Genomic DNA, 16,048 nt, shown 5'->3' on the forward strand with positions numbered 1-16,048 from the left:
TATTTAATTTGCCCATAATAAAAAAGCACCTCAATAGAGGTGTTTTTTTATTATAATCCATTGGGTATTGTGATGAAATGTGAATCAATTCTATTAACTTTAAAACAAGATTAAATTATTTCATAAAGTTTTCATTTTATGTTATATTAACTTATTATTCCACCAATAGCTGTAAAGAATACCGAGATGATTAGAAGATTGTTTTTTATTGGATTTTTAATTGTTCTTGCTTTCTTGTTGTATTTCAACCCAAACTTTAAAACCATTATTGCAGGCGTTGCTATTTTGCTTTTTGGAATGATTATGCTGGAAGAAGGCTTTAAAGTGTTCACCAAAGGTCGTCTTCAAAATATTTTAAAAAAAGCTACTAATAAGCTTTATAAAAGTATTTCTATTGGTGCATTAGTTACTGCTTTAATTCAATCTAGCTCATTGGTATCCGTTATAACAATTTCTTTTATCAGTGCTGGTTTAATTGATTTAGTTGGCGGTATGGGGCTTATTTTTGGTGCTAATCTAGGTACAACGGCAACTACTTGGTTAGTCGCTAGTTTCGGACTCAAAATTAAAATCTCAGCACTTGCCTTACCTATGCTGGTATTCGGAATTGTGTTTTCATTTCAAGAAAAAATTGAATTAAAAGGTATTGGAAATATTTTGGCGGGTTTGGGCTTCTTCTTTTTAGGGATTCATTATATGAAAGAAGGCTTTGATGTTTTTAAACAATATATTGACCTTACGGAGTATGCCATTCCTGGATTTTTTGGAGCATTAGTGTATACGGTTGTTGGTATTGTAATTACTACAATTTTACAATCTAGTAGTGCCACTTTAGCTTTAATTTTAACGGCACTATCTGTCGGGCAAATTGAATATGAAAATGCATTAGCAATTTCTATAGGTGCCAATGTTGGGAGTACGGTTACGGCTATTTTAGGATCCTTAAGTGCAAACATTGCAGGGAAGCGATTAGCAGGAGCGCATTTAATATTTAACCTTGTTACCGCCATTGTAACTTTAATTTTCATTTATCCTTTAACTCATTTAGTTAGTTTCATAGCGGAACTTTTAAACATACTGGCTTCTGATTATACGTTGAAATTGGCGCTTTTTCACACCATATTCAATATTTTAGGAGTTATTTTAATGATTCCTTTCATAAAAAAAATAGAAACCCTTCTATTGAAATTGTTTAAAGAACGAACGGATAAAGATATTGATGAACCTAAGTACTTAAACCAATCAGTTTTGGAGTTTCCAAGTGCTGTAATAAGGTCGTTAATAATGGAGTCTCAATACCTTTACAAGAATGCTGTTTTTGAAATTGTAGCACATGCTTTAAATATTCATAGAGATGATGTTATTTCAGATAAAAAAATTAAAGCAATTGTAAAGAATTCTAAAGCAGATTTTAATATTAATGTGGATGATGTTTATTATAAAAAAGTTAAAACTATTTATGGTGAAATAATTCGCTATGCTACCACGGCACAAAGTGAATTAAAACTTACTAAAGCACAACACGAAACAATTTCTGAAATTAAGGTTGCTAATAGAAAGATGATTGAAATAATTAAAACGGTTAAAGAACTTAATAGAAATATAAAGACCTCATTAAATCATGATAATAAAGATGTTATGAAAGAATATGATGGATTTAGGAATAAATTAACGAGGGTATTACGTACTATTTATTTGTTTAGAACAGAGGAAGATAGCCTGAAATATGCTGAAATTTTAACTCGCTTGAAACTAGATGCGAAACGTAATATTAGAAACAGTAATAAATCAATTGATAGATTGATAAGGGAAGAATTAATATCGGCTGAAACGGCATCTTCACTATTCAATGATTTTACTAACGTAAATCAGATCACCAAACAATTAATTGAAGTGGCCGAATTACTTTATGGACATAAAGATGTTTTACTAGAAGAAAACATTAAAATAGAGGATAAATAAAAGTGTAACTTTTTGTGGTAAGTGTTTAATTTGGATGATGAAGTGACTAGTTATAGTCTCTTCATCATCCAATATTAACGTGTTTTATTTATATTGACACAAGTAAGAAGTCTGTGTGTCTACTTTAACTTGAAATGTTTTATTAGCATCAATTTCATAAGCCTCTCCAGCGTTATAAGTAACCCATTCTGTAGCACCTGGTAGCAATACAGTCATAGCACCTTCAATTACACGCATGGTTTCGTGTTTAGATGTCCCAAATTCATACTGGCCAGGGTTCATAACACCCAAAGTAGAATTTCCGGCAGCTGTAGTATAGCCTAAAGATTTTACATTACTATCAAAATACTCGTTTGCTGTAATCATTTTATTTTTTTTAAGTTTTAACAAAAGTAAAGAATTTATAGAAACAACAAAGCCATCTTGTATGAAGATGGCTTTGTTTTAGATATATAGCACAAGAATTTTAAGATTGTTCTCCGCTTTCCGAACTAGTAGAATCTGTAGATTTTATCGATTTCGAAGTGCTCGTTACAACAGTTGCTGGTTTTACCGAACTATCATGTGCATTATGGTATTCCTCCAAAAGATTCATAGAAGCGTTCAATAAATCTTTAGTTTCTAATAATAAACTAAAATATAACGTAGTGTTTTTTGGACTTGATTCCTCAGAGCGCGTACGTTCTACTTGTTTTTGAATTTTAGAAGTTACTAAACTTAAAATCTCTTGTTTTCTTCCTAAAATAATGCCTATTTCTTCAAACGATCTGGAGTCGAATGCTTTTTGGGTGTTATTAAAGAAAGTATCAAAACGTTCATCAACCTCTTTTAATTCTTTAATTTGATTGAATTTTAATTTTTTATGGTTGTTGTTAACGTGTTTGTAACTCACTTTTGTAATATATTCTAAAGACTGAACCATATCTTGAAGATAACCTAGAATATGTATGTAAAAATTACTTGCACCGATACTAGAATCATCTAAGTTTTTAATAAAATAGAAGATATTGTCACGTAATTCGTCAACCTCACTAGATAATTTTACAATTTGTCTTTTGTTCTTTTTAAGTAATGCAAGGTCTTGTTTTGCCAATCCGTTTATGGCATTGGTGTATATTTTATTTCCTCGTTTAACAACGCTAGCAATATTGTTAGCACTTTCATGGATGACACCTTGAATAGAACTGCTTTCAGATTTTGTTAAGCTATCTTCAGCTTTAATTTCTTTTGATTTTTCTCTGTGCGCAATAAAGTTTCTAACTAATAATAAAATAGCTATTAAAAGTAAAACTGGCACCATTACAGCTACATTCCAATTTAATAAATAAGCTATTAATGCAGCTGCTACAAAGGCTATAATTGCAGTAAAAAACCAGCCGCCAATTACATTTAAAACACCGGCAACTCTATAAACAGCGCTTTCAGCACCCCAAGCTCTATCCGCTAAGGAAGACCCCATGGCCACCATAAAGGTTACATATGTTGTAGATAATGGCAGTTTCATAGAGGTTGCTAATGATATAAGAATGGCAGCAACCATAAGGTTTACAGCGGCTCTTACCATATCAAAAGCAGGCAGTTCGTGTTTTTTAGACTGCGCCAAAGTTATTACGGGTTTTTCAAATTGCTTATCAATTTTAGCTTGCCAAGATTCTGGTAGTACATATGAAGCCATTTGAGAAATTGCCATAGCTAATCTTACAAAGCCACGAGACAAAAAGTTAGGCTCAAAACGTTCTTTACCGTCACCTTCTCTAGATAAGTTAATTTCCGTCTCTGTTACCGATTTTGCTTTTTTAGATAACCATAACGTTATTACCATTATGAAACCGGCAATAATTAATAAGAATGTAGGCGTTGGTACTTTATCTGAAAGAAAGCCCATGCTAAAAGCTTCAGGAGCAACTCCAGAGCCAGCCCAAGCGGTGTATGATTGCCAACCAGCAATTGGAACACCTATGAAGTTAACCAAATCGTTACCAGAAAAGGCTAATGCTAAAGCAAAAGTGCCAATCATGATAACTATTTTGTAAATATTTAATTTAGCAAAACTTATAAGTGCGTATGAGATAGACGACCAAACCACAAAGCTTCCTAATATGATGTATAGGGCTTGGTTACTTAAAAATTCTTTAATTGTTGAGCCACCAATAATGTCATAACTCTGTTTGGCATAAGTAGTACCTCCAATACCTTTCATAAAAATGAAATAAGTAATAGCTGTTATGGCAAAACCACCAAATACGGCACCAACCCAATTGGACTGCTTTTCGTAGTTGTAAGACAATAATAGCCTAGATACCCATTGTACAGCAGCACCTACTGTAAAGGCTATGGCAACCGATAGTAATATACCAAAAATGATTTCGGTGGCTTTAGAGGTGTTTATATAGTTTACTACATCAACAAAGTTTCCTCCTTTTTGCCCAATCTTAATAAGCGCAATGGCTACAGATGCTCCTAAAAGTTCGAAAACGATAGAAACGGTTGTAGATGTTGGCATACCAACAGTATTAAAAAAGTCTAATAACAGGATGTCTGTTATCATAACTGCCATAAAAATAATCATGATTTCATTAAACATGAATTCATGCGGATTGAATATCCCAGATCTTGCAACCTCCATCATGCCACTAGAAAAAACAGCTCCTAAACCTACACCTACACTGGCAACAATCATGATTGTTTTAAATGGAATAGCCTTAGAGCCAATAGCTGAATTAAGGAAATTTACAGCATCATTACTTACACCTACAACCAAGTCGGCTACGGCTAGTAATGCAAGGGCCACTATCATTAATAAATAAATATTATCCATAATATTATAAAAAATAAGTTTGCAAATATCTAATGATTTATACTTTGCTAAGTTAAGTAATTGTTATGTTTTTTTGGTTTTTGAAGGGAATATGTTCAATATTACATTCAATTCAAACTTTGGATTTTTATCGTAAGAAAGTGCGACTTTTTTCATTTAAAAGTTAACCTGTAATTGTATTCTTAGTAAGCTTCCTGATTGATTGTTGTCTTGGTTTATGAAGTCTTCGTATGTTCTGTCTGAAAAAGTATACATTGCAACTAATTCGAAGTTTTTATACGGTTGCCATTCTACACCTAATTCTAGTTCTTTTACTTCGTAGCTTCTTGCGTCTAATTCATGCTTTTTTCCGCCATTATAATATTGTAAACGTGTAAAAGGATAAATTAATTGGTCTTTTATAGAGCACTTGGCATTTAAAAGCAAATAACCACCATGTAATTTTTCAACGCTAATAGCCTGAGTGTCTTTGTTAAACTCTGGTCCTCTACCAAAATTGTATTCTGCTTGGAAACCAAACGGTTTCGGGTATAAAACTGCTGTGAAAGCGACACGCTGGTCAATGTAAGTGTTGTCTTCATTGGTTTGAACGCCGTCTGAAATATCATCCGGGTCAATAGTATGTTGTCCTGTATAAGCTTGGATACCTGGTTCAAAAATTTGAGACCCTATTGCAAAAGGGTAAGTTAACCTAGCAACCACGTGCTTTTTATCATTTAAATCGGCTGTGTTCGCTGTTTGCCCGTTATAAACACCTAAACCCAGAACACCATAGTCTCCAGTGCCTTTATAGCCTTCTCTGGTAAGCATTGAAAAACGTTTTCTTATTTCTTCTGGAGCCCAATAGAAGAATATTCCTAAATCACGCTCATTTTTTACGGCACTGTTTAAACCGTCATTACGGTCTAGAGGCAACCTGTTTTGGCTAGATTGCATATTTTCAAAACCAAAAGGTATTTTGCTTTGTCCAATTCTGAAGCGATACTCGTTTTTTGAGTCGAGCCCCACATCGAAATAGGCATCTCTAATTTGTCCGAATTGTTGACTACCACCAGTTGTGTTAGCAAAATCGGGTTGAATATAAAAGTAAACTCTTGGATGAATTTGACCGTAAAATACAAGTCGTATACGTCTTAAGAAAAATTGGCTATCGCCTCCCCAAGATTTATCGCATTGCTCGCAGGTTAAATCGGGATTGGTTTGGAAAAGACCATTATACCTTAATTGAGCATAACCTCTTATTTTAAAAGATTCAAACCATTCTTTTTTGGTAATTTCAGTAACGGGAGTAATTTCTTGTTTTGGGGTGATTTCTTGTGCACTTAATTGTAATACTGCTGCAAAGGCAATAAATACAATTGCTTTTAAGTTTTTCATTTGTAGTTATTAGTTTTTGTCACTGCAAAGAACTAAAACCAATGTTAACTGAATGTTTCCTAATAATTAAGTTTATAACAAAAAAGCTGCCTCGGCCAAAGGCAGCTTATTAGAAATCATGATAATGTAGTCGACAAAAACTAATAGATTATATGAAAAACTAATTGTTATGTCTTAAGACAATGCGAATATCATGCTTTTTCTTTAGTTTATTGTAATATTAATATTAAGTAATTATTAATTCCAATGTTAAATTTAATATTGCTATTTAATTTAAAAACAACTGTTTACAAATGCAATGTTAAATTAATGTTACGTAAACATTGTTTAAATGTTATGGATTTTGTATATTTGAGGTATAATGTTAAAAACCCCCATAATTATGAAAAAGTTAGTTTTATTTTTCGCCTTTTTAATAACTGTATCGTCTTTTGGACAACAAAAGAGGGATTTAAAACTTAACAAAGACACGAATCTAATTGAGGTAGTTTATTATCATGACAATGGTGTTGTAAGTCAAACAGGATTTTACACAACAGATGGTAAGTTACAAGGTGAGTGGTTAAGCTTTAGCGCAGAAGGCAAAAAAACGGTTTCAGGTAATTATGATAATGGTAAAAAAGTCGGCAAATGGTTTTATTATATTGATGAAACTGTAAAAGAAGTAGATTATAAAGACAATGTAATTTCTAGTCTAAAAGAATCGGAAATTCAATAATCTGAAATTTTAGTTCTAGTTTTTAATTTAAAAAGGGGTTTCAATTCTAAGTTGAGACCCCTTTTTTTATGTGTGTTATTTTAGTTTAATTAAAAACTCATGCTATAACCTATAGAAAATGAAGTGCCTGGTTGCCTTAATGAAAAAGGTACCTTTTCTGCACCAAATGATTCATATAAGCTTTGTCTTTTTTCATCTAAAATGTTATCCACTTTTAAACTAATTGTTGAATTTTTTGATTCACCTATTGTTTTTGAGAAATTTAAATTTAAACTGTTAAACGGTTGAACAAATACATCCGGGTTTTTTCCAAAACCAACAACTTCAAGTGTTTTTCCTTGTACATTAAAAGACACTGCAGATTCAAGTCCGATACTTGGGTTCTCGTAGCTTAAACCTGTGTTTATTAGAAATGGTGACTGCCCTTGTAACGCTCTAGTGTCTTCAATGATTTCATTGTCTCGGGCAAAAATTTGTCTAGATTCGTATTCTTGACCTGCACCTTTAGCCATTTCAATTTCAGATTCAATTATCGAAACATTTAAATTCAATTTTAAATTTTTAAGACCTTCTGATATAAATCCAAAATGTTTTCTAGCTTCAAATTCCAAGCCTAAAACCGAAGCAGAAGGTGAGTTTCTTGGTGTGAATTGATTAGGTGCTGTTACAGAGAATGCCACTAACTCAATTGGATCTTTAAATTTCTTATAAAAACTACTTATTGCAAACATTTGAGAGTCTTCACCAAAAATTTCCATTCTAAAATCAAAATTATCAATATACGATGGTTGAAGATCAATGTTTCCAAGGAAGATGGTTCCAGTTAATAAATCGGTAATTTGTACTAATGATTTTTCTTTAAAACTTGGTCTAGCAGTGGTTTTAGAATAAGATCCTCTAAAATTTAAATTGTCATTTATAGCGTAAATTAAATTTGCTGATGGGAAAAAATCTAATTCGTCAAGTAGTTGGGAGTTATTAAATACAACACTTCCACTATTGTTTTGGCCTGTAAAATAAGAAGCGAAATACTCAGTTCTCAAACCTAAAATCGTTCTTAATTTCTCTCCAATTTTAAATTCGTTTGAAATATAGCCAGATGCTGTGTTTTGATTAGCATCAAATGAGTTGGCAGGTTCATAATTACCACGGATATATGAGCCACTATTGCTAGCGCGTGTCCAGATGTTTTCACTAGATAATATGGCATCTGGATTACCATTAAATTCTGATGGACTTATATTTATGAATCCTACGTCGTAATTGTAAATAGAATATTCTCTTTGCTTGTAGCTGTAAAGCCCACCAAATTTTAGAGATGCTTTTTTATTAAATAGTGTATATTTCTTAGTAAAGTCTAATTTTCCAACAGCGTTAATTTCTTCTAAATCTCTCCAGATACGTGCAGGGAAGCCAGCATCCGAACTAATTGTATAATTTCCAAAATCGTCTTCAATAAAGGTTGTTAAACGTACGTCTTTGTCATATACTCTAGATAGTGATGGCGATAAATTCCATTCTGTAGTGAATGAAGCATCTTCACTTGTATGTAAACCAGAAAGTAAAATGTTTGAGATAGAACGTTCTGTATATTCCAAGTTATCTTTAACCACATCGATGGCATTAGAAATTTCTGTTGTTTGATCAAATAAAGCAGCACGACTTTCACCATTTTGGATATGCAACAAATTTAATCTGTATTTAGAATTTTGAGTTTTATAGGTTAACCCAGTTAAAATCGAAGCTAAAACATTGTTGGTTCCTAAATCACCTTGTTGGCGTCTGTCAAAACGTAACTCATACGTATCGTTTTCTTCTGGTTTTTGATAAATACCATTTTCAAAACCTTCGTAAAAGCTAGTTGTATTTTTGTAATCAAGTGAAGCAATAAGCCCTAACTTGTTACCACCAATTTCAAATTGATTTCCATAGCTAAACCCAATACTAAAATCTGGAGAACTTGTACTTGTAGTTGTTGCTAATTGTGAATTAAAAGCACGTGTAATTGGTTCTAATGATCCATTATTTGAAGCAGCAGGGTTCGGTATTTTTTGTAATCTATTTATTGGCAGTGCTCTAGTACCATCATCAAAACCTAAAAAATCTGTATTACCACCTTTATAGTTTACATAGTTGTTTTTAAAGTGCATACTTGGATTAAAACCGCCAGAAACCGAAAATTGCATTTGCTTTTTTGAAGGGATGTCTTTAGTGATAATATCTACAACACCTCCAGTGAAATCGGCAGGTAATTCAGCTGAAGCGGATTTTACTATTATAATATTTTCTAGAATATTAGTTGGAAAAATATCCATTTGAATCGTGTTTTTATCTGGATCTAAACCTGGAATGTCCATGCCGTTTAAGATAGATTTTGTGTAACGATCCCCTAAACCACGAACATAAACAAATTTACCTTCTTGAACAGAAACACCTGGTACGCTTTTTATGGCAGATGCAATACTGCTAGCACCTGTTTTTTTGATACTTTCAATGGATAAGCCATCCATAAGAGTTGCAGAATTTTTTTGTAAATTCAATACAGATTGTTCTGTGTTTCTTCTTGCTGTAGTTGTAATTACAACTTCACTTAATAAAGCTGATGATGGGGCTAACGAAACGTTTAAGTCGGTTACCTGTCCGCTTTTTACAACTACATCTGTAAGTTGTTTAGCGTCATAACCAATGAATGAAAATATGATAGTGTGAGTTCCTGGGGCTAACTCTAAGGAGTAGTTTCCATCAAAATCTGAGGTGGTTCCTTTTGTGGTTCCCTTAACTAATACATTGGCAAAAGCTAATACATCATTAAATTCACTATCAATAATTTTACCTGTAATCTTACCAGTTTGGGCCTGCATTAATTGTAAAGAAAATAAACAGACGATAAGAAGAATTCCTTTGTTTAACATGTGTGAAAATTAGTTTATAAAAATATTATAAAAGTATAAAATGCCCACTGCTTGTAGCAAGTGGACATTTTTATTTATTAAGGTTTAATTATAGTTAAAATGCATTTACCGATTTTGCATAGGTCCAGCTAAATACAGATGTATCAGCACCTACTGTTGCAGCGCTTAAAGCAGTAATAGCTGTAGCATTGCTAGTAAATTTTGTTTCATCACCAGCATTAGCTCCCGTAATTACACTTACTAATGTTACGCCAGTTGGTAATACAATTTCCCAGTTGGAGAATGTAATTCTATTGTTAGCTAATTCAGTAACAGAGTCAGCACCATTTACTCTAATTTTAGCATCAGCACCAAAATCATAAGCTAAAATATTTTCTAAGTTAGCAATTAATCCATCTCTTAAATCGGCATATCTACTTGCTGTTCCGGCACCTTTTAAAGTTACATTTTTAATAGTGTATCCAGCTTCTGTAGCAGCCGATCCAGCAGGACCATCTAATTCTAAAGCAGAATCAGAATCAGCTCCCATAATAACTAATGCATTATCTAAAGAACCAGACCAAGCTTCATCAGCATCAATAGCGTCGTCACCTTGAGCATACGTAATCACATTTGTTACATTTACGGTACCACCAAACCATTCTACAGCGTCATCTTGGTTTGCAACAACTTCGATATGATCTATAGTAGTTCCTGAACCAACACCACCAAGTGTTAATCCGTTAATTTCATTATCATTACCTATAGTGATTCCACCATGTCTAATAGAGATATATTTCAATACACCAGAATTATCAGCAGGCTCATTTCCACCATATTGTCCAAAAGAATCTGTTGCAGGTATTCCTTCTATTTGGTTTGTAACAACATCACCACTTACAGAGATAGGTGCTTTTCCTAAAACAATTATACCACCCCATAAACCAACATTAGCAATAGTAAGGTTAGAACCTTTTTTTTGTCCAACAGTAATATTATCTAAAACAGAAGTAAAAATAATAGGCTCATCAGCAGTTCCTTCAGCCATTAATTTACCTCCTTGATCAATAATTAACGCAGAAGCCAATGAACCTTGACCTTCAGCTCCTTTAATAATTGTTCCTTTTTCGATGGTTAATACTACATCTTCATTCACAACAACTTTTCCAGATAAAACATAAATGTTATCAGCTGTCCAAGTTTCATTTGCAGTAATTAATCCAGTTTTAGTAATAGTTGTTCCACTATTATCATCACCATCATCAATTATAGCTGGGTCGCTAGTACAACTAGTTACAAGACCTAAAGATAAAATAGTTATTAATAGATAATTTAATTTTTTCATCGTTTTTGAATTTAAATGTTTCGTTTTTTTTTGTTTTTTAAACTTCCACAAAGAAACTGCTACTATGTAAAGTCGAGGTTACCTAAAGGTTAAACGTAGTTCAAAAAACAGTTACCTAAATGTTATGAGATTGGAGTTTTTTTTTGGGGCTCGAAACATTAAATTAACACTGGAAAAGTGATGTTAACGCAGAGTTTTTAATGAAATCAGAAGGCGTGAAAGTTAAAATTTAAAACGTCTTGAAGAAAAACTTAAAAGCCTATTAATATAAAATGGCTTATGATGTATTAGCTTTTCGCCAACAGTTATTTTGAGGCAGTATAAGGAATATCACTTCTTTCTGCAACACTAGTAAGCGATGTTAATTCGCCTAAAGAAATAGTGCTTGCAACTAAAGATAATGTTACTTCGGAAGGGTTGTAAGAATCAACATGCACGTTAATTTCTTTGGTATCATAACCTGCAAAACTACATACAAGAGTGTAATCTCCCGCTTCTAGGTTTTCAATAACAAATAAGCCACTAATATCGGTATTAACTTCAGTAGTACTTCCTTTTACAGAAACATTAGCAAATACTAATGGTGCGTCATTCACCTCGTTATCTAATACTTTACCAACTATGAAGCCTGTATTTTGTCCAAAAGAAAATGCAGTAAAAAGAAAAATAGCTGTGTAAAATAATTGTTTCATCTAACGGTTTATTATTATAATGCAAAATAAAGGGTTTAACTTTAGATGTATGTTACCTAAACTTTAAGCAACAGTCATTATAATGTTACCGTAATGTTACCAAATTTTCAATTTTAGTTTTGTTGAATTTAAGTATCTTGCCACAGCTTAAAATTATATGATGAACTGGGAACAACTTTTATCCTTAAAACGCTACGGCGATACTAATAAACGAATTAGAAAAGAACAAGATGAAACTCGATTAGGGTTTGAAGTAGATTACGATCGTGTTATTTTTTCATCAGAATTTAGAAGTTTACAAGATAAAACCCAGGTGATTCCCCTTTCGGAAACCGATTTTGTCCACACTCGCTTAACCCACAGTTTAGAGGTAAGTGTTGTGGGGCGTTCTTTGGGGCGTTTGGTTGGTAAAAAATTGCTGGAAAAACATCCGCATTTACAAAATGTACACGGGTACCAAGTCAACGATTTTGGTGCTATCGTGGCCGCAGCAGCTTTGGCGCACGATATTGGCAATCCGCCTTTTGGGCACTCAGGTGAAAAAGCCATTGGCGAATTTTTTAAAACCGGCGCAGGCAGTCAATATAAAAGTCAGTTAACCGAAAAAGAATACCAAGATTTATGCGATTTTGAAGGCAATGCCAACGGTTTTAAAATTTTAACCGAAAGTAGAGCAGGGCGCATTGGCGGTTTACGTTTAAGTTACGCCACCTTAGGGGCATTCACCAAATACCCAAAAGAATCGTTGCCCAAAAAACCAACCAGCCATATAGCTGATAAAAAATACGGGTTTTTCCAAAGTGAAAAAGAAGCCTATGAAGATATTGCTAACGAACTGGGTTTACTAAAACGCAGCGATAAACACCTAAGTTACGCACGCCATCCTCTCGCTTTTTTAGTAGAAGCGGCCGATGATATTTGTTATACCATCATCGATTTTGAAGATGGCATCAACCTAGGTCTCATTCAAGAGGAATTTGCTTTAGAGTACCTCTCTAAAATAATACGCCACAACATCAAGCCCGAAAATTATTATGCCCTTTCCACCAAAGAAGACCGCATAGGCTATTTGCGTGCCTTGGCCATAGGCAGCCTAATTAATGAGGCGGTCGATATTTTTATGACCCACGAAGAAGCCATTTTAAGTGGCCATTTCGATTGTGCCTTGCTAGATAAAAGCAAATACGATGCACAAATAAAGGACATCATTAAAATAAGTGTCGAAAACATTTACCAATCTACCGAAGTCATAGATAAAGAAATTGCGGGTTATGGCGTTATCAACACGCTATTAAATACCTATACCAACGCCGTTAACAATAGTTTTGAAGGCGTTGCATCCAACTACGACAAACTTATTTTAAAAGGTTTACCAAAAACCATTTTAACCGATGCAGGTTTGTATAATCGTTTATCCAGCGTTTGTTATTATGTGTCCTTACTATCCGATAGTAAAGCAATATTGGAATATAAAAAGATACAAGGTATTTCATTTTAGTCTATTTTTTAGGTATCAATAAATGTTAAAACAACTTAGTCTATTATCCAGCTTTTATAACTTTGAAAGAAAAAAAACATATATGAAACTTCTTAAAATTCTAGTGCTTTTTATAGCCATTCAAATGTCGGCGCAACAAGGTGGTATGTGGATACCATCGTTATTGCAGGGTATGAATGAAAATGAAATGCAAAGCTTAGGCAGCAAACTATCGGCTTCCGATATTTACGATGTTAATAATTCCAGTTTAAAAGATGCTATTGGGCATTTTAATGGTGGCTGTACCAGTGAAGTAATCTCACCAAAAGGACTTTTATTAACAAATCATCATTGTGGATTTAGTCAAATTCAGTCACATTCTTCTTTGCGAAATGACTATTTAAAGGATGGTTTTTGGGCTATGACTTTAGCTGAAGAGTTACCCAATAATGGATTGTATGTAGAATTTATAGTGAGGATTGAAGATGTAACAGAGAAAGTTTTAGAAGGTGTTACAAAAACAATGACAGATAAAGAAAGGCAATCTAAAATTGGAGCCAATAGCGGAATTGTTGAAAGAACAGCTGCAAAAGAAAGCTGGCAAGACACGAAAATAAAAGCATTTTATAAAGGGAATCAATATTTTCTTTTTGTAACCGAGCGCTATGATGATATTAGATTGGTTGGAGCACCACCATCAAGCATCGGGAAATTTGGAAGTGATACCGATAACTGGGTTTGGCCACGACATACAGGCGACTTTTCTCTTTTTAGAATTTATGCTGATAAGAATAATCGTCCTGCAAAATATTCAAAAGATAATGTGCCATTTAAACCAAAACACTTTTTGCCTGTAGCCATTGATGGTGTAAAGGAAAACGATTTTACAATGGTATTTGGTTTCCCTGGAACAACGGATGAGTATTTGCCAGCTGTAGCCATAAAACAAACGGTTGAGAAAATTAATCCGAAAGCAATTGCTGTTAGAGAAGCTGCTTTAAAGGTTATTGATGCTAATATGAAAGCAGATGATGGTATTCGTATTCAATACGCATCAAAGCAGGCAAGAATTGCCAATGCCTGGAAAAAATGGATAGGAGAAAACCAGGGGATTAAAAAAAGTGGTGCTATTGCTAAAAGACAAAATTTAGAAATTGAATTTAAAAAAGCACTTAAGGTTAAAAAATTAGAATCTAATTACGGACATATATTGCCTGAGTTAGAGCGTTTGTATCATCAAATTGAAGAAACTGCTGTGAAGCGCCGCATCTTTATTGAAGCCTTTACCAGTACGAGTGAACTCATGCAATTAATGTTTCGATTAACGCAAATTGAAAATGCAGCGATGAGTAGTGAAGCTGATTTTGAGCGTGTTCGAACAGGTGTTTTAAATTCATTAGTAGGGATTTATAAAAACATAAATATAAACGTTGATAACGATATTTATCTTGCAGTGATGCCATTTTATACCAACAATGTAGATGCTACAATTTATGAAAAATCAGCTTTTAGGACGAAAGAAACGGCAGAGTATATTTTAAAAGGTAATAGTAAGGACGTTGTGGAGAAGCTAAACAACGATTCGGCTTATAAATATGCCAAAGTATTGGTAAGCGATTTTTATAGTAATATTGAGCCTGTTTACAGAGATATTAATCCCAAAATAAACGCCTTGGAGCAGGAATATATGAAAGCTTTAATGGAGGTACTGCCTAATCAGCGTTACTTTCCCGATGCTAATGGAACCTTACGTGTTACCTACGGAAAAGTTAAAGGCTACAAACCAAAGGATGCTGTTTTTTATGAGCCAATAACGTATTTAGATGGTGTTATGGAGAAATATGTGCCAGGTGATTATGAGTTTGATGTACCGCAAAAACTACAAGAATTATATGCTAAAAAAGATTTCGGACCTTATGCTGATGAAACAGGGAAATTACCTGTGTGCTTTATAGGAACCAACCATACAACAGGTGGAAATTCGGGTAGTCCGGCCATAGATGCTAAAGGAAATCTAGTTGGTTTAAACTTTGATAGAGTGTGGGAAGGTACCATGAGTGATATGTATTATGATCCTGAAATTTGCAGAAATATTATGGTTGATATGCGCTATGTGTTGTTTATAATTGATAAATATGCTGGTGCTAAACACCTAATTAAAGAAATGACCTTGGTTAATACAAAAACTAAGAAATAGGTTTTTGTTTAATTTCTAGGATGTTAAAGATAATTACAATAGGTGGACTAACGAACCTTCGCTACAAGTGCAATAGCGATTGCAGTGTATAGCTTTTGCAAAACTTCCATGTATGGTTTTGCAAAACTAGAAACGGAAAGCGCGGTGCTTTAGCAATTGCCAGAAATAAAAAAATCCCAAACGTAATTGCTTGGGATTTTTTATTTATGAGGTTCCTTTTGAAAAAGGAATTTAGTATCTGTAATATTCTGGTTTGTAAGGACCTTCAACGGATACGCCGATGTATGAAGCTTGGTCTGGTTTTAACTCGGTAAGTTCTACACCAATTTTAGCTAAATGTAATTTTGCTACTTTTTCATCTAAATGTTTAGGTAACATATACACATCATTTTCGTAAGCTTCGCTATTGGTCCAAAGTTCAATTTGAGCCAAGGTTTGGTTTGTAAACGAGTTACTCATTACAAAACTTGGGTGGCCTGTAGCACATCCTAAGTTTACCAAACGACCTTCGGCAAGTATGATAATGTCTTTTCCGTTTACGGTATATTTATCTACTTGAGGTTTGATGGTG

Annotated in this window: 11 protein-coding genes; 4 read left to right on the forward strand and 7 right to left on the reverse strand. The window is 33.5% G+C overall.

What is annotated here, in order from left to right; genetic code table 11:
• Positions 1–186 precede the first annotated feature (186 nt).
• Positions 187–1,962 carry a Na/Pi cotransporter family protein gene (locus tag ABYI63_RS13625; RefSeq protein WP_372756997.1) on the forward strand — a complete coding sequence of 592 codons (1,776 nt, stop codon included), beginning with the start codon at positions 187–189 and terminating at the stop codon, positions 1,960–1,962.
• Positions 1,963–2,046: 84 nt separating this feature from the next.
• On the opposite strand, the gene ABYI63_RS13630 is transcribed toward ABYI63_RS13625, so the two are convergent.
• From ABYI63_RS13630 to ABYI63_RS13640, 3 genes are all read right to left on the reverse strand, one after another.
• Positions 2,047–2,328, reverse strand: coding sequence for a pyrimidine/purine nucleoside phosphorylase (locus tag ABYI63_RS13630; RefSeq protein ID WP_372756999.1), 282 nt, complete (start codon positions 2,326–2,328; stop codon positions 2,047–2,049).
• A 100-nt stretch (positions 2,329–2,428) separates the two neighbouring features.
• Positions 2,429–4,780, reverse strand: a complete 2,352-nt coding sequence (locus ABYI63_RS13635) for an inorganic phosphate transporter (RefSeq protein WP_372757000.1) — start codon at positions 4,778–4,780, stop codon at positions 2,429–2,431.
• Between the two features lie 156 nt (positions 4,781–4,936).
• Complete coding sequence (locus ABYI63_RS13640) at positions 4,937–6,157, reverse strand: porin (RefSeq protein WP_372757002.1); 1,221 nt, start codon at positions 6,155–6,157, stop codon at positions 4,937–4,939.
• A 382-nt stretch (positions 6,158–6,539) separates the two neighbouring features.
• On the opposite strand from ABYI63_RS13640, the gene ABYI63_RS13645 reads away from it, so the two are divergent.
• Positions 6,540–6,875 carry a toxin-antitoxin system YwqK family antitoxin gene (locus tag ABYI63_RS13645; RefSeq protein WP_372757004.1) on the forward strand — a complete coding sequence of 112 codons (336 nt, stop codon included), beginning with the start codon at positions 6,540–6,542 and terminating at the stop codon, positions 6,873–6,875.
• Positions 6,876–6,964: 89 nt separating this feature from the next.
• Here ABYI63_RS13645 and ABYI63_RS13650 read toward each other — a convergent pair whose 3' ends face one another.
• The 3 genes from ABYI63_RS13650 to ABYI63_RS13660 all read right to left on the reverse strand — a co-directional run bounded on the left by ABYI63_RS13650 (position 6,965) and on the right by ABYI63_RS13660 (position 11,803).
• Complete coding sequence (locus ABYI63_RS13650; RefSeq protein WP_372757006.1) at positions 6,965–9,787, reverse strand: TonB-dependent receptor domain-containing protein; 2,823 nt, start codon at positions 9,785–9,787, stop codon at positions 6,965–6,967.
• Between the two features lie 94 nt (positions 9,788–9,881).
• Positions 9,882–11,111 carry a hypothetical protein gene (locus ABYI63_RS13655; RefSeq protein WP_372757008.1) on the reverse strand — a complete coding sequence of 410 codons (1,230 nt, stop codon included), beginning with the start codon at positions 11,109–11,111 and terminating at the stop codon, positions 9,882–9,884.
• A gap of 305 nt (positions 11,112–11,416) precedes the next feature.
• Positions 11,417–11,803, reverse strand: a complete 387-nt coding sequence (locus tag ABYI63_RS13660) for a carboxypeptidase-like regulatory domain-containing protein (protein WP_372757010.1) — start codon at positions 11,801–11,803, stop codon at positions 11,417–11,419.
• A 160-nt stretch (positions 11,804–11,963) separates the two neighbouring features.
• On the opposite strand from ABYI63_RS13660, the gene dgt reads away from it, so the two are divergent.
• On the forward strand, positions 11,964–13,301 hold the full coding sequence (gene dgt / locus ABYI63_RS13665; protein WP_372757012.1) for a dGTP triphosphohydrolase: 1,338 nt from the start codon (positions 11,964–11,966) through the stop codon (positions 13,299–13,301).
• 82 nt (positions 13,302–13,383) lie between these two features.
• On the forward strand, positions 13,384–15,477 hold the full coding sequence (locus tag ABYI63_RS13670) for a S46 family peptidase (protein ID WP_372757014.1): 2,094 nt from the start codon (positions 13,384–13,386) through the stop codon (positions 15,475–15,477).
• Positions 15,478–15,708: 231 nt separating this feature from the next.
• On the opposite strand, the gene ABYI63_RS13675 is transcribed toward ABYI63_RS13670, so the two are convergent.
• Positions 15,709–16,048, reverse strand: a 340-nt coding sequence (locus tag ABYI63_RS13675) for an adenosylhomocysteinase (protein WP_372757016.1), incomplete at its 5' end; no start/stop codon positions are given.

Source organism: Mariniflexile sp., assembly GCF_041583155.1.
Taxonomy (GTDB): Bacteria; Bacteroidota; Bacteroidia; order Flavobacteriales; family Flavobacteriaceae; genus Mariniflexile.

What these genes read in the sequence shown, in the direction of transcription:
- ABYI63_RS13625 (WP_372756997.1), top strand. Translation starts at nt 187, where the DNA reads ATGATTAGAAGATTGTTTTTTATTGGATTTTTAATTGTTCTTGCTTTC.
- ABYI63_RS13630 (WP_372756999.1), bottom strand. Translation starts at nt 2,328, where the DNA reads ATGATTACAGCAAACGAGTATTTTGATAGTAATGTAAAATCTTTAGGC.
- ABYI63_RS13635 (WP_372757000.1), bottom strand. Translation starts at nt 4,780, where the DNA reads ATGGATAATATTTATTTATTAATGATAGTGGCCCTTGCATTACTAGCC.
- ABYI63_RS13640 (WP_372757002.1), bottom strand. Translation starts at nt 6,157, where the DNA reads ATGAAAAACTTAAAAGCAATTGTATTTATTGCCTTTGCAGCAGTATTA.
- ABYI63_RS13645 (WP_372757004.1), top strand. Translation starts at nt 6,540, where the DNA reads ATGAAAAAGTTAGTTTTATTTTTCGCCTTTTTAATAACTGTATCGTCT.
- ABYI63_RS13650 (WP_372757006.1), bottom strand. Translation starts at nt 9,787, where the DNA reads ATGTTAAACAAAGGAATTCTTCTTATCGTCTGTTTATTTTCTTTACAA.
- ABYI63_RS13655 (WP_372757008.1), bottom strand. Translation starts at nt 11,111, where the DNA reads ATGAAAAAATTAAATTATCTATTAATAACTATTTTATCTTTAGGTCTT.
- ABYI63_RS13660 (WP_372757010.1), bottom strand. Translation starts at nt 11,803, where the DNA reads ATGAAACAATTATTTTACACAGCTATTTTTCTTTTTACTGCATTTTCT.
- dgt (WP_372757012.1), top strand. Translation starts at nt 11,964, where the DNA reads ATGAACTGGGAACAACTTTTATCCTTAAAACGCTACGGCGATACTAAT.
- ABYI63_RS13670 (WP_372757014.1), top strand. Translation starts at nt 13,384, where the DNA reads ATGAAACTTCTTAAAATTCTAGTGCTTTTTATAGCCATTCAAATGTCG.